Genomic DNA, 14,265 nt, shown 5'->3' with positions numbered 1-14,265 from the left:
GCCTTAGCGGTCTAAATTAATAATACAGGCGATCACCGGTTGACCATCCACCTTGATTGGCGCCCCGCCACGGTGAACCCGATAGCCCAGCCCTCGAATAAGCCGCTCTACCGCCAGAGGTGAGACAGTAATGATGGTATTTACGTTAAACTGCGCTAAATAGTCCACAGAGGACTTAAGCAGCCCTGCCGCTACTGTAGAAGAAAGACTCCCCTTCTGTTTTTCCAGACTTGAGGCATTCAAATCTAACGCTGAAAAGCGTGAAATTTCCCAGATAAACGGCGAGTGCGGCGGAGGGTTGCCGTTTAGCAGCTGTGGGAATACCTCACTAAGAAGGTAGGGCTCGCTGGTAGGTAAGAGTCTCGAACAGCCGACGATCTCTTTTTTCTCATTTCTAGCAACAACGTAAACGGTATCGGGCTTGTCGAACTGATCTCTTTCGTATCCGACCGGGGTATCCAGTTCCCAGCCCAGTTTTTCAACAAAAACGCGATACCTGTAGGCAGCAAGCTCACGTTCTAAACCGCGGGGAAGTGTGCTTGTAGAACCGGTTAAAAATTCCATTGTGTATACTCCAATATTATTAACAGTGAGAAAAAAACATATTAATAACATCGGATTACTGATGGTAACCTGACAGTTTTACCAGCTATAAATCACTCTTTTTAGGTGATATGATGAAGGATCTCGTGCTCCCATTTTATAGAGCCTATTTTGTCACTAAGCACCTGCTGAAGATGCGCTTCATCACACAAAATAAGCTCACTGCCCTCTGTGCTTTTAAACGCTATATTGCTGAAAATCGGCCCGGTTTTTACAAAGCGGCAGCTTGCATTTTCATAGCGTAGCTCCCAGTCCCAGCCGAGAGAAACTGTGGGAGAAGTACCGCTCACCCATTCGGTATAGCCGCTGATAGTCGTAGCGATACTGCCACCGGTTCGCAGCCATTCAGGCTCTTCATAGGCGGCGGAATACAAATGGGAAAGCTGGACGTCGTAAAAGTCATTCACGCTGAGATACACGCGATAGTCCATGTCGCGCCCGCTGTGGGCCATTTCAACCTGACTCACTAATGAATACCCCCTCTCTTTTTGTTCTACTGCTTTCAAACAAGAAATGTGACTATTGTAGCTTCCTTCGTTTACAGCACTCAATTATGATATTAGTATGCTAGTAACCTTAATATGTTACTTAATCACGCCAACATTATGCGAATATGTAAGGCTACTTTTTGTGCATTTTCACAACACCTATACTACCAATAGAGTAAGTAACACATTGGCTATATCGGTTATACTATAATAGCGTTTGGCGTCTTCATTTTTAGTCTGTCGCTATGCCATTAAAAAAGGACTGATATTGAAAATCAATTTATATAAGACCTATGAAAGTTTATCAAAGTCCAAAAACAAGGATACGTTCTTCGCTACGCTTCAAAAAGCCGCCAAGAATCTTGGCTTTGAATATTGTGCTTATGGAGTGCGGTCAACGTATCCCGTTTCATCGAGCAAAACACACGTCATCAACAATTATCCAGATGACTGGAACCTAAAGTACCAGTTAAATAACTACTTCGAAATCGATCCTACTGTTCATCACGGGCTACGCTCAACGCAGGCTTTTATCTGGGAAGAGAGTATTCATCAAGAGTCATCTTTCTTTTGGGAAGAGGCAAAGTCCTTTGGCATCAACTACGGTATGTCTCAGGCACAAAAGGACGCTCAGGGGCGTATAGGCATGCTTTCCTTTGCCAGCGCGAACAATAATCTGGATGACAAAAGCCTGATCGTCCATGCACCTTCTCTTATTTGGCTCTCCCAAATTGCCCACGCGAGACTGTCAGAATACTTAATTCCGCAAGAAGGAACTGAAGCCGACTTTCAGCTAACAAAGCGAGAAAAAGATATTCTTCGATGGACTGCCGAAGGCAAAACGTCGAATGAAATTGCTATCGTTATGTCTATCAGCGATAGAACGGTTAATTTCCATATAAATAATATTATCAAGAAACTTTCTGTTTCCAATAAAACTGCTGCCGCAGTGAAGGCGTTAGTACTCAATCTTTTCTAGATTATTTAATATCTAAAAAAGAGAAACTCTTTTCTATTATCGGGAATAAAAAGTTTCCTGTTAATTGCGTTTGCCCCACCCAATTACACAGAATAATACTCTTTTAAGTGTAGAATAACGATCTTATCGATCGAATAAGTCATTAAAATCAATAAATTTACTAAAATTATCTGTAAAAACAGCAAGACACATCAGGGGTATTTAGCCCGCAAAAACGCCTGCGGGCCGATGATTACGACTTCGTTAACACAATGCTGCCAGAGGCCAAAGTTCCCATTTGCGCAGGGATCGCACAGGCTGCATCGATCAGCGGGAACATCAGTGCAGCACCGCTTCCCTCCCCTAACCTCATATCCATATCCAATACAGGACTTAACGCCAAAAAGGTCAGTGCCGTTTGCGTTCCTTTTTCAGCCGAACGGTGAGACGGAATCAAATAGGGTCGAATCGAGGGCGCAATCTTCATCGCCGCGATAGCTGATGCATAGGATAGAAAGCCATCGAGAACCACCGGTATTCCCGCTGCCGCCGCACCAATTATTGTCCCCGCCATGCCGCAGAGATCGAATCCCCCCACTTTCGCCAGCACATCGATACCGTCTTCTGCATCAGGACGGTTAATCGCAATAGCGCGACTTACCACATCAACCTTATGCTGTAGACGCGGAGCGGGAAAGTTAGCGCCAGTGCCTACGGTTAACGCTGGAGACGCGCGGCACATGACGCTAACAACCGCCGCTGCCGGTGTGGTATTCGCCATCCCCAACTCCCCCACACCAATAAGATTTACACCCTTTTCGACCTGCTGCATCGCCAAATTGGCGCACCGCTCAATAAGGTGATACGCCTCATCGTGGCGCATCGCCGGGCCCTGAGCGATATTGTCGCTGCCCTGACGAACCCGGAAATCGACTACACCGGGGATAACGTCACCTTTTATGCCCGTATCCACCAGCAAAACCTCTGCGCCCGCCTGCTTGGCCAGCACGTTAACGCCCGCTTTTCCCTCAACCATGTTAATCATCTGCATATGAGTCACGATTTGCGGCGCGCTGGAAACGTCCTCATCGTAAACTCCGTGATCCGCAGCGGTAACCACAATCAGTTTGCGTGGATAGGCTGGCTCAAGAGTATGCGATATCCCACTGAGCTGAACCGCTAGCAATTCCAGCCTTCCCAAGCTTCCAATCGGCTTAACCAAACCATCAAGATGCAGCGCCATATGTCTTTGACACTGTTCATCCGGTGAGCCAATCGCATTAATAATTCGAGTGAGGGTTTTCATATTAATTTCCAAGACGTCGAGCCAAGGCGCTCGGTTAAGCGTCAACGTTTAGCTGACGGATCACCGCGTGCCCCTGATGAATATCCACCACGCTGTAAGCGCCGTGAGAGAAGGTAAAGTGCCAAAACGCCTTTGGCGGCATGTTCAGTAGCGACAGCAAGATACAGCGCAGAGTCCCCTGATGGCCGACAAACAGAACAGTTTGCAGCGACTGCCTCTCTGCCTGAACTAGCCAATCGTTGAAAGCGGTCGAAACCCGGGCAGAAAAATGCTCAAAGCTCTCCCCCGCAGGTGGAGCGACACTCAGCCAGTCAGCACACCATTTTTCGTAGTTCTCTGCATCGTTAAGAGCGATTTCCTGATAGTGGCGGTCTTCCCACTCGCCAAAGTCGATTTCATTAAGCGCCTCAATCGATTCACAGCGAAGCCCCGGAGATATTAGCTCAACGGTTTGTTGAGTGCGGCAAAGTCCACTCGCTACAGCCACATCAAACGGCTGTTGACCAATGGCGCTGGCCAAGCGCTCGCCCTGAGCGATGCCCTGCTCGTTAAGACCATAGTCAGTCAGCCCGGCATAAACCCCGCGCTGGTTTACAGAGGTTTCACCGTGCCGAACAAAGTAAATACGCATCTCTTAGTGCGCCATTAAGAGAAGGAAGACCAGCTCTGCAATCTCGATGCCAGCACCAACGGTATCGCCGGTCTGCCCACCCAGTTTGTTTTGGATCATTGCCCGATACAGCAGTAGAAAAACGCCGCTGGCGGCAGCCATCAGCACGCCATAGCCGCCGGTAAAGAGAAAGGTCAACATGGCGCCAAGAATAAGCGCAGTATAGAACTCACTCGCGCCAATATTGCCAATAAACAGGTTTCCCATGCCGCTTTCCCGCGCATAGGGCTGGCGATACATTAATAGCGATCCTAGAGCCCGCCCAACGACCGGAGCGACAATCAACAGCCCAATCACTGAAGGTTTATGTTCGGCAATCTGATAAATCACCAGAACGTGTAGTATTATTTTAAAAATAAGCGCCAGCGCCCCCTGCGTGCCAATACGGCTATCGCGCATAATCTCCAGCATGCGTTCTCTAGGGCGAGAGGAAAAAATACCGTCTGCGGTATCGGCCAAGCCGTCTAGGTGAAAGCCGCCAGTGATCATAGCGATAGTCAGCACGGCAAAGGCTGACGCCAGCAGATTTCCCCACCAAAGCTGGGTAAGAGTAAACACCATGGCGCTGATCAGACCAACCACCAGCCCAACCAGAGGAAAAGCCCTGACCATTTGTCGATAGTCGGCAAGCGGGATCGGGTCGGTATAGCGCCCGGGAACGGGGATACGGGTAAGAAACTGGAGTGAAAGTAGAAACAGTCTGAAAAACGCGATCATGGCAATTAACCTTTTATTTTTAACTCAATGCCGGACACCGTCATATAGACGCTATCCGCCCGTCTGGCTAGCGTTTGATTCACCCGCCCGGCAATGTCAACAAAGCGTCGGGACAGCGTATTATCAGGAACGATGCCCCATCCCAGCTCGTTAGTGACCACAATGACCTCACTCTCTACACTTACACTGCCAAAGGCCGCCAACAGCGCGTCAACCTGCTGATATAGCCACTGTTCCAGTGCGTCATAATCCAGCGTTTGCGGATCGCGGCCGTCGGCCCAATCAAACAGCAAGTTAGTCAGCATCGTAGTTATACACTCCAGTAGAATAACGGAATGCGTACGGCTCTGCGCTCGCACTGTTTCACTCAGCTGTTGATACCCCTCGTAAGTATGCCAGTGCTGAGGTCTGGACTCTCTGTGGCGAGCGATACGCTCGACCATTTCATCATCGGTTGGTAAGGCCGTCGCGATATAAAGCACACTGCCGCCAAGGGTTGCCGCCGCTTCGTTAGCCAGCCGCTCCGCCGCTCTGCTCTTGCCGCTTCTGGCTCCGCCGGTAATCAAAATCATTGCGACTGTTCTCCGTGATGCTGCTGCATAATGCGATAGACCCGATCAATATCGATACTGGCGCGCATCTGCGCCGCTAGCCTATTGTATTCACGCTCTTTAAAAGCCTTAAAGCCGCTGTCCTGTTCCAGAGGATCCAGCCCCTTACGCTGGCGAAGCCTGTTCAGCAGGGTTCTGGCAAACGGCCCTTCATCAAACAGGCCGTGAAGATAACTGCCCATCACGTTACCGTCCTCGCTGATTGCACCGTCGGCTTCGTCAACCGCTTCACCGTTACGAAACAGCAGACGACAAAAGGACGCCAGCGGCGCGTTCAGCGTCGTTTGCCCCATGTGGATTTCGTACCCCGTGACGTTAACCCCATCAAGCGCAGAAAAGAGCCCTTCCCCCTCAGGCGTGTTGACCTTCGCCGACGCCTGCGTGGTGGTTTTATGCGGGTAGAACCGCGTATTCACCGGCAACAGCCCGAGCCCTTCGCAGCGCGCAATGCCAGACTCAACGCCGTCAACAATCTCGTTCCCCAACATTTGGTAGCCACCGCAAATACCCATTATCGGCGTGCCAAGAGCAGAAAGCCGGCGAATTTCATTCGCCAATCCGCTGTCATGAAGCGCCTGCAAGTCACCAACGGTATTTTTACTGCCGGGAATAATCAGCAGATCCGGATGGCCTATTGATTCACCCCGCATCACATAGCGCAGGCAAACGTCTGGTTGAGCGGCCAGCGCGTTAAAATCGGTAAAGTTAGACATGTACGGCAGATGCAAAACGGCAATATCCAACGCGTCGCCTCTGGCAAAGCGTTCGCGCCGGTATTTATTTTGGCTAAGGCCAACGCTGTCTTCATCTTCTAGCTCAAGCGTCATAAAGGGCATCACGCCCAGCACCGGCACATTCGTCAGTTTCTCTATCATGTCAATGCCGGGCGCCAGTAGCGCGATATCGCCCCTGAACTTATTGATGATGACGCCTTTTATCCGATCCCTTTCTTCCTGCGGCAACAGCGCCAGCGTGCCATAAATTGCGGCAAAAACGCCGCCGCGATCGATATCAGCCACGAGAATCACCGGCGCATCAATGCGCTCCGCGAGCCCCATATTGACCAGGTCACCTTCACGCAGATTAATTTCCGCCGGACTACCCGCCCCCTCAATAACTATCGTATCGAAGTCGTTCGCTAGGCTTCGGTAAGCGCGCTCAACGGTTTCCAGCAGACGAGGCTTATGCTGATGGTAGTGCTGAGCCTCCATATCGCTAAGGGGTTTCCCCATCAGGACAACCTGCGCTCGGCAGTCGCTGGTCGGCTTCAGCAAAATGGGATTCATGCGAACGTCGGGGGCAATGCCCGCTGCTTCAGCCTGAAAGATTTGCGCACGCCCCATCTCTGCACCGTCAGCTGCGATACCCGAGTTAAGAGCCATATTTTGTGATTTAAACGGCGCGACGCGGCGGCCATCCTGTCGAAATATGCGGCACAGCCCAGCAGTCAGGACGCTTTTTCCGACGTCTGACGCCGTTCCCTGTAGCATGATGGATAAGGACATAGCAAATGGTTACCTTTGCGCAGCGTCAACAGTAAACGCGTTGGCGCAAGGATACCGTTTTTTAGCACTCTAGCTCAACTTACACTACCAATGAGCTTTATAAGGGCATAAACAAGGCCGCCCGCTACTTTTCAACGCGAGCCTTTTTTATCGAACAGAGGTAAATGCCGCCGAGAATGCACAGTGCGCTAACTAAGTGGTACATACCCACCTCCACGTTCAAAAAGAGAATGCTCATCAGGCCGCCAGAGAGTGGGATCACGTGGGTAAATATCTCTCCCTTGGTTGCCCCCAGCGCCATGATCCCTCGGTTCCAGAACAGATAGGACAGCCAAGAGGGAAACAGCACCAGATAAATCAACCCCGCAGTGACGTCTACTCGGCTAAACAGTGACGTTAAGTCCTGCCCCAGAGTGCTATCAGAAGCAAACAGGTAAAACAGTGCGCATATCGGCAGCATAATCAGAGCACCGATTATCGAAGAGGCGGTGACAAAGGCATAGCCGCTGATGCGCCCGTCTTTCACTCTCAAAAAAGAGCAGTATAGCGCCCAGCTTAGTGCAGAACCGATAGCCCAAAGGTCGCCCCGGTTTACGCTGGCAGAGACTCGTTCCAGATCGAGCAGGTTTCCCTTAAACAGAAGATAGATCACACCCAGAGTGCTGATAAGCACGCCGACGACGTTAGAGGAGGTAATGCGATCGCGAAAAACCAGCCGATTGATGGTTAAGACCACACAGGGCGTGGCTGACATATACACCGCTGCGTTCAGTGACGAGGTGTACTGAAGGCCAATATAGAGCGTCAGAGGAAACAGAACCTGCCCCAGAATGGCCAGAGCCGTCACCGATCGTCGACTTCCCCACAGCAGGCTCAGGTTTTGCCTGAACGCGCTACGATAAATGACTAACAGCAGCAGTGCGGTAAACAGCCAGCGCAGTTCTGACAGCAGCATGGGGTTAACGCTTTTGACGAGCACACCGCCAACAACGTAGTTACCGCCCCAGAATACCGCTGCAAAAAAGAGTAATAGACTATTCATAACCCATGATAACTATTTATATTTAATGCTAATTTCAGGGTAATAGTTATCATACAACGCTATACGCAGCGTGAAAAACAATTATTTTTAGGAAATCATTGCCTCATCAACAGAATACTTAACTATCACTCGATTGTGATAAAGCCGCTCTGACTGTAAAACCTGAGCGTTTTGCCCTTTTGTGGAGACGTCTCGCCAGATCTCGTTATGGCGATACACCGCCCTTCCTTCGCGAACAAACCGATGTGCTTTTTGATAAACGTGATACTTCACTTCGCGCGGCGCTGTACACAGCAATTCCCCTTCCAACTGGTGCTCGGCAACGTTAAACACCAGCTGGAAGGTTTCTTCTGTTGGGTTATAAAGTACCAGATCGATGTAGTTATAAAAAATAGCCGCTCCAGAGCCAAACGGCAGAATGCGCCCTTCATCGGGGAATGGGTCAAAGCTATGGTTCGCCCTTTCCACCACTTTCAACGGCGAGTGCAGCGCCATCCAGTGAATAAGATTACTGAGCTGACAGATACCGCCTCCTACGCCGCTCCTTGCCTCACCGAACGACAGTTCCATCCCCTCAACAAAGCCCCGGCTACGGCTGGGCTTCCCCACTAGCTTGCAGAAAGAAAAGTATTCGCCGGGGCCAATGACAATACCGCTGGTTGCCGCCGTCGCCAGACGCAGGTTGATCACCTTGTTGTGCTGTAGAGCCATGTCGCTGTTCCCCAGCTTGCGGATAAGCTTCGAGGTGTGCTTGATAAAGCGATACTCAAGCCTTGCGGAAGTGAGTAAGTTTGCATAGCGGCGAGAGGAAAAACGCCAGCTCAATCGCCGAAGCAGTCTGCGCTGGGTCACCCGCAGCCAGTAAAGAGCAGGATGATAGGAAGAGAGTGGTCGACGCATTACGGTTAGTCCATTAGCCGGTGAGAGAACCCCACTGTAAAACGCTTTTATGTGCTCATCATGAAGTGAGTCGACATCCCCCTTTCCTGGCTGAAATTCACTATCGGAAATAAAATAATACCTTATGAATCAATAAGTTTATTTTACATCGAAGGTGTCGTCTCAAAAAGAGTAAGCAAACGATTGCATTTCAACGAAAACGTTTGCTATTCTACTCGCAGAACGCCAAAGAATGCTAAAAACGCGCGTTCACTACATAAAATTTAACCTCTCTGATTTACGGTCGTGCCGCTACACTTTGTGTAGCGGCATTTTTACTTTTTGGCCCCCTGAATCAGGAAGGTAGCGTTAGTTAACCCTGGTTCAAGCCTACGGAGAAAAAAAGTGGCCGATGTCGCAAGCAGCGTTTCCATGACCAAGCCCAAGCGTTCCCTGTTGCAACGCCTGTTCAAACTTGAAGAGCATGGCACAACGGTAAGAACGGAGCTTATCGCCAGCTTTACTACCTTTATCACGATGGTATACGTGATTTTCGTTAACCCACAGATCCTAGGCGCCGCCGGTATGGACATGAAAGCGGTGTTCGTCACCACCGCGCTTATCACTGCCGTCGGCTGTATCCTAATGGGGCTTATCGCTAACCTGCCGATTGCCGTAGCGCCGGGCATGGGCATTAACGCCTACTTTGCCTACGTGCTGGTTGCCGGTATGGGGCTTGCCTGGCAAACCGGCATGACCATTGTCTTCCTCGGCGCGGTGGGCTTTTTCCTGCTTTCCATTTTCCGCGTCCGCTACTGGATGGTATCGAACATTCCCCTTTCTCTGCGCATCGGCATCGGCAGCGGGTGTGGTCTGCTGATTGCGCTGATCGGGCTTCATAATGCAGGCATCATTGTCGCCAACCCAGACACCATGGTCACCATCGGTAACGTCAAGTCTATCCCCTTCGCACTGGGTAGTCTGGGCTTCCTGCTGATCGCCATTCTGGCCTATCGCGGCCTGCACGCAGCAGTGCTGATTTCATTCGCCGTTGTTACCCTTATCGGCTGGCTGTTAGGCGATGTGCAGTACAAAGGCGTAATGAGTATTCCACCGGATATCTCCCCAGTTGTCGGCCAGCTTGATCTGAGCGGCGCGCTCAATATGACACTCGCGGGCATCATCATTTCTGTGATGCTGATTAACCTGTTCGAATCGTCCGGTACCCTGATCGCGGTTACCGACAAAGCCGGACTCGCCGATGAAAAAGGCTGCTATCCGAACCAGCAAAAATCACTCTGTATTGACAGCCTAAGCTCCGTCGGCGGCGCCTTTATGGGCACCTCGGCGGTCACTGCCTATATTGAGAGCACCTCCGGCGTCGTAGTCGGCGGTCGTACCGGCCTGATGGCGGTGGGCGTTGGCGTACTGTTCCTGCTGGCAATTTTCTTCTCGCCGCTGGCGGAAATGGTGCCGGCCTATGCTACCGCGGGTGCGCTGATCTATATCGGCGTACTGATGATGGCCGACCTAACCCGTATTGACTGGAACGACCTTACAGAATCCGTTCCGGCCTTCGTTGCAACGGTAATGATGCCGTTTAGCTTCACGATTACCGAAGGGATCGCCGCAGGCTTTGTTGTTTACTCGTTTATGAAGCTCGGCACTGGGCGTTGGCGTGAAATTTCCGCCTGCACCGCAGTGATGACCGTATTGTTCTTAGGACGCTATATCTTTTTATAAAAACTGGAGTATCAGGCATGTTACAAGAAGACTTACGTGAAATGATCGACGCCGGCGCCGCCAAGCGCGCCGCGGATCTGGTTATCTGCAATGGCCAGTTGGTCAACGTAAACTCTGCGGAAATCTATCCCGCCGACGTGGCTATTTACCGTTCACAAATCGTCGCCACTGGCGATGTCTCTGACTATATCGGCCCGAATACCCAGCGTATCGACGCCAAAGGCAAGTATCTGGTACCCGGTCTTATCGACGGCCATCTGCACATTGAGTGCAGCAAACTCTCTATGACCAGCTTCGCCAAAGCGGTCGTGCCTCACGGCACCACCAGCATTATCTCTGGTCTGGATCAGTACATCGTCACTTCCGGGCTTGAAGGCATTCGCGAAGTGCTTAACGAAATCGACCAGGGACCGCTGAAGGTTTTCTGGGGTCTGCCGTTTATCACGCCTTATACCCTGCCCCAGAGCAACGTCGGCTTTAACGTCACGGCAGAAACTCATCGCGAAGTGCAAAAGTGGCCAGAAGTGTTCGGCGTGTGGGAAACCGTTTCTGAATTCGTGGAAAACCAGCACGACGACGTGATGAAAGCTATTGAGCTGGCGCGTGAAAACCGCCTGCCGGTGTTTGGCTGTGCGCCAATGACCCGCGGCAAAAAGCTGAACTCCGTGCTGTGTGCCGGCCTGCGTCTGGATCACGAAAGCTACGACCATCAGGAAATGATGGAAAAAGTGCGCAAAGGCATGTACGTGCTGATCCGCGAATCGTCTATTTCTCACTTCATGCATGAAAACATGAAGATCGTTACTCACCTGAACCCGCGCATTTCTCGCCGCGTCAGCTTCTGTACCGACGACGTCATCGCATCAGACATCATGACCAACGGCCACATGGACAAGCTGATCCGCATGGCAATTTCCTGCGGCGTAGACCCTATCACAGCGATCCAGATGGGCTCCATCAACTCGGCGGAAGCCTACCGTATCGATCACTTGGTCGGTTCTATCTCTCCGGGGCGCTTTGCCGACATTCTACTAGTGGAAGACCTGCGTGAATTCAACATCGATACCGTTATCGCCAAGGGCAAACTGACGGTCGAAGGCGGCAAGATGGCCTATGACCTACAGCCTCCGGTTCGCAGCGCAACGCTGCTGCAGAGCATGAAGCTGAAGCCCGTCACCGCTGACGATATGAAAGTTCGCACAGATCTCGACGCACCGCGCGTTCACGCCCTGTCGCTGGACGTTGACTTTAACGTGCCGTTTGTCCGTAAAGGCCGCAACGTTGAACTCGACGTGGTCAACGGCGTCGTCCTGCCAGACGTTGCCAACGATGTGCTGTATGCCACCGTCGTTGAGCGCTTTGGCAAAACGACGACCAAACCAGCGGTTGGTTTCTGCTCAGGCTGGAAGCTAAAAGCCGGCGCCATGGCCAGCTCCTGCGCGCCTGACGACAATAACGTCATCTGTATTGGCACTAACTCTGAAGATATGGCGATGGCGATTAACCATCTGGCAGAAAACGGCGGCGGTCAGGTTATCGTTCGCGACGGCAAGATCTTAGGCTTCCTGCCGCTGCCAATCTGCGGTATCGTCTCCGACCTTGAGCCGGAAGTCATGGCGGCAGAAGAAGAAAAACTGTTGCAAATCGCCCGTGAACTGGGCTGCGATCTGCCTGACCCACTGTTCTATATGTGCTGTTTACAGATTACAGCTATCCCAGACTATGCCATTACCGATCTGGGCGTGATTGACTTCCACCAGCAGAAGACCTTCGATCCGGTTCTACGCTGCGGCTGTAGTCACGGCAAGCTGCACAAGCACTAGTCGTTTTAGTTCTTTCGTTTGATGTTTCTCGTTTTATGTTTCAACCGCGGCGCACGAAGGTGCGTCGCAAACTCCACATGCATTCCTGAGGTAAACCGTGAGCGATAAAGACCAGCTGGCAACGCTAATAGACATGGCCGCAGGCCGTATTCCCGCCGATTTGCTGATTATCAACTGTAAAGTCGTCGACGTGTTTAACCAAACCCTGATGGACGGCCCGCTGGCCATCGGCTGCGGTAAAGTCATCGGCTGTGGCGACTATGAAGCCAAAGAGATTCTGGACGCCAAAGGCGGCTACGTGATGCCGGGGCTTATCGATGGCCACGTGCACATCGAGTCTTCCTCCCTGACGCCGCCGCAGTTTGCCCGCTGTATTTTGCCCCACGGCACCACGACGATCATCGCCGATCCACATGAAATCGCTAACGTATGCGGACTGGACGGCATTCGCTACATGCTGGACGCTTCCCGTGAGCTTCCTCTTAACGTGAAGGTGATGCTTCCCTCCTGCGTTCCCGCTACGCCGTTTGAACAGGCTGGCGCAGTGCTTGAAGCGGAAGATCTGGTTAAGCTCATTAATGACGAAGGCATTCTGGGCCTCGGTGAAGTGATGGACTACCCTAGCGTCATCAACCACGCGCCGTCCATGATGGAAAAAATCATGATGGCCAAACGTCACGATCGCGTCATCGACGGGCACAGCCCCGGCGTCAAGGGTAAAGACCTGACGGCTTACGTTATGGCTGGCATTATGACCGACCACGAGTGCAGCCGCCGCGAAGATATGCTTACTCGCCTGCGGTTGGGAATGTACATCCTGCTGCGCGAAGGCTCGACCTGTAAAGACCTGCTCAACCTGCTGCCGGAAATCACCCCAGCCAATGCTCGCCGCTGCGTCATGTGTACTGACGACCGTGAGCCGTCAGACATTCTGTCTACCGGGCACATCAATAAGAGCCTGCGTCTAGCAGTAGAAGCCGGTTTAGACCCTATGCTGGCTATCACCATGGCCACGCTTAACGCCGCCGAGTGTTTCCGCCTGCGCGGTAAAGGCGCGCTGGCACCGGGCTACGATGCAGACATTCTAATTGTTGACGACCTGAAGCACTTTAGCGCTAAGCACGTTTTAACTGCCGGTAAAGAAATTGCCCGCGACGGTCAAATGTTGGTCGACCTGCCCACCTACGTTTCCGACACGGTGCTCAATACCGTTCGTCTGGCGCCACTTTGTGAAAACGACTTTAGGCTCACCCTCAACGGCAATCAGGCTCGCGTTATCGGCGTGATCCCTAAGAGCGTTGTGACGAAAAGCCTGACTATGGACGTCAACCTTGACGAACAGAGTCAGTTTACCTGCGAGCTTAACCCCGGGCTTAACAAGCTGGCAGTGATTGAACGTCACCACGCGACGGGCAATATGGGGCTGGGCATTCTGGCTGACTACGGCCTTAAAAACGGCGCTATTGCGGTTTCTGTGGCGCACGATTCTCACAACATTGTGGTCGTTGGCGACAACGATGCCGATATGCTGGCGGCGGTCAAAGACGTTGAGTCTATGGGCGGCGGCTTTACTCTTTGCCGTGCAGGCAAAATCCTTGCCCACCTGCCGCTGCCGGTTGGCGGCCTGATGTCAGACAAGAGCGCACAGGAAGTGGCCGAGCAAATTGAACACATGCTGCAACTTGCCGGTAATGAGTTTGGCATTAACAATGCCATTCAGCCGCTGATGACGCTAGTGTTTATGACGCTGCCGGTGATCCCACAGTTAAAGCTCACCTCTAACGGCCTGTTTGACGTAACGCAGTTCCGGCCGGTAAGCATTTCTCTGGCTGAGTAGTTTGTAGTGACGCCGTTTTTAGTAGAATCGCCTTTTCAATAAACAAAAAGGGCCGTTGGCAAATACGCTAACGGCCCTTGATT

The 14,265-nt window shown here is 51.7% G+C and carries 13 protein-coding genes; 4 read left to right on the top strand and 9 right to left on the bottom strand.

The features are described from left to right. Positions 1–3: 3 nt before the first annotated feature. Together DQM29_RS07765 and DQM29_RS07760 are read right to left on the bottom strand one after the other, a co-directional pair. Positions 4–564, bottom strand: a complete 561-nt coding sequence (locus tag DQM29_RS07765) for an acyl-homoserine-lactone synthase (protein WP_111740152.1) — start codon at positions 562–564, stop codon at positions 4–6. A gap of 101 nt (positions 565–665) precedes the next feature. Next, positions 666–1,070: a DUF4902 domain-containing protein gene (locus tag DQM29_RS07760; protein WP_145960347.1), complete on the bottom strand. Its 405-nt coding sequence runs from the start codon at positions 1,068–1,070 to the stop codon at positions 666–668. Between the two features lie 289 nt (positions 1,071–1,359). On the opposite strand from DQM29_RS07760, the gene DQM29_RS07755 reads away from it, so the two are divergent. Next, entirely contained in the window at positions 1,360–2,070 is a 711-nt protein-coding gene (locus DQM29_RS07755) for a LuxR family transcriptional regulator (RefSeq protein ID WP_170126508.1), read from the top strand. Between the two features lie 232 nt (positions 2,071–2,302). On the opposite strand, the gene cobT is transcribed toward DQM29_RS07755, so the two are convergent. The 7 genes from cobT to DQM29_RS07720 form a co-directional block, all read right to left on the bottom strand. Continuing rightward, positions 2,303–3,355, bottom strand: a complete 1,053-nt coding sequence (cobT, locus tag DQM29_RS07750) for a nicotinate-nucleotide--dimethylbenzimidazole phosphoribosyltransferase (protein ID WP_111740149.1) — start codon at positions 3,353–3,355, stop codon at positions 2,303–2,305. A gap of 34 nt (positions 3,356–3,389) precedes the next feature. After that, positions 3,390–3,986, bottom strand: a complete 597-nt coding sequence (locus tag DQM29_RS07745; protein ID WP_111740148.1) for a histidine phosphatase family protein — start codon at positions 3,984–3,986, stop codon at positions 3,390–3,392. Between the two features lie 3 nt (positions 3,987–3,989). Beyond that, positions 3,990–4,742, bottom strand: coding sequence for an adenosylcobinamide-GDP ribazoletransferase (cobS, locus tag DQM29_RS07740; protein WP_111740147.1), 753 nt, complete (start codon positions 4,740–4,742; stop codon positions 3,990–3,992). Positions 4,743–4,747: 5 nt separating this feature from the next. Further along, positions 4,748–5,314, bottom strand: coding sequence for a bifunctional adenosylcobinamide kinase/adenosylcobinamide-phosphate guanylyltransferase (cobU, locus tag DQM29_RS07735; protein ID WP_111740146.1), 567 nt, complete (start codon positions 5,312–5,314; stop codon positions 4,748–4,750). Continuing rightward, positions 5,311–6,858, bottom strand: coding sequence for a cobyric acid synthase (locus DQM29_RS07730; protein WP_111740145.1), 1,548 nt, complete (start codon positions 6,856–6,858; stop codon positions 5,311–5,313). The genes cobU and DQM29_RS07730 overlap by 4 nt, the downstream gene beginning before the upstream one ends. Before the next feature lie 124 nt (positions 6,859–6,982). Further along, on the bottom strand, positions 6,983–7,900 hold the full coding sequence (locus DQM29_RS07725) for a DMT family transporter (protein WP_111740144.1): 918 nt from the start codon (positions 7,898–7,900) through the stop codon (positions 6,983–6,985). Between the two features lie 87 nt (positions 7,901–7,987). After that, positions 7,988–8,800, bottom strand: coding sequence for a VanW family protein (locus tag DQM29_RS07720; protein ID WP_111740143.1), 813 nt, complete (start codon positions 8,798–8,800; stop codon positions 7,988–7,990). Between the two features lie 411 nt (positions 8,801–9,211). Here DQM29_RS07720 and DQM29_RS07715 point away from each other — a divergent pair, with 411 nt between their 5' ends. The 3 genes from DQM29_RS07715 (at position 9,212) to ade (ending at position 14,182) form a co-directional block, all read left to right on the top strand. Continuing rightward, positions 9,212–10,522 carry an NCS2 family permease gene (locus tag DQM29_RS07715; protein ID WP_111742034.1) on the top strand — a complete coding sequence of 437 codons (1,311 nt, stop codon included), beginning with the start codon at positions 9,212–9,214 and terminating at the stop codon, positions 10,520–10,522. A 17-nt stretch (positions 10,523–10,539) separates the two neighbouring features. Beyond that, a complete protein-coding gene (locus DQM29_RS07710) occupies positions 10,540–12,345 on the top strand; it encodes an adenine deaminase (RefSeq protein WP_111740142.1) in 1,806 nt (601 codons plus the stop codon). Between the two features lie 97 nt (positions 12,346–12,442). Beyond that, positions 12,443–14,182, top strand: coding sequence for an adenine deaminase (gene ade / locus DQM29_RS07705; protein WP_111740141.1), 1,740 nt, complete (start codon positions 12,443–12,445; stop codon positions 14,180–14,182). The last annotated feature ends 83 nt before the right edge of the window (positions 14,183–14,265 follow it).

It is taken from the genome of Leminorella richardii (genome assembly GCF_900478135.1).
GTDB classification, from domain to species: Bacteria; Pseudomonadota; Gammaproteobacteria; order Enterobacterales; family Enterobacteriaceae; genus Leminorella; species Leminorella richardii.
The sequence above is the reverse complement of the archived record's forward strand: the minus strand, read 5'-3'. Positions and strand labels throughout refer to the sequence as shown.

Coding starts and splice junctions, on each gene's coding strand:
- DQM29_RS07765 (WP_111740152.1), bottom strand. CDS start 564: ATGGAATTTTTAACCGGTTCTACAAGCACACTTCCCCGCGGTTTAGAA.
- cobT (WP_111740149.1), bottom strand. CDS start 3,355: ATGAAAACCCTCACTCGAATTATTAATGCGATTGGCTCACCGGATGAA.
- DQM29_RS07745 (WP_111740148.1), bottom strand. CDS start 3,986: ATGCGTATTTACTTTGTTCGGCACGGTGAAACCTCTGTAAACCAGCGC.
- cobS (WP_111740147.1), bottom strand. CDS start 4,742: ATGATCGCGTTTTTCAGACTGTTTCTACTTTCACTCCAGTTTCTTACC.
- cobU (WP_111740146.1), bottom strand. CDS start 5,314: ATGATTTTGATTACCGGCGGAGCCAGAAGCGGCAAGAGCAGAGCGGCG.
- DQM29_RS07730 (WP_111740145.1), bottom strand. CDS start 6,858: ATGTCCTTATCCATCATGCTACAGGGAACGGCGTCAGACGTCGGAAAA.
- DQM29_RS07725 (WP_111740144.1), bottom strand. CDS start 7,900: ATGAATAGTCTATTACTCTTTTTTGCAGCGGTATTCTGGGGCGGTAAC.
- DQM29_RS07720 (WP_111740143.1), bottom strand. CDS start 8,800: ATGCGTCGACCACTCTCTTCCTATCATCCTGCTCTTTACTGGCTGCGG.
- DQM29_RS07715 (WP_111742034.1), top strand. CDS start 9,212: ATGACCAAGCCCAAGCGTTCCCTGTTGCAACGCCTGTTCAAACTTGAA.
- DQM29_RS07710 (WP_111740142.1), top strand. CDS start 10,540: ATGTTACAAGAAGACTTACGTGAAATGATCGACGCCGGCGCCGCCAAG.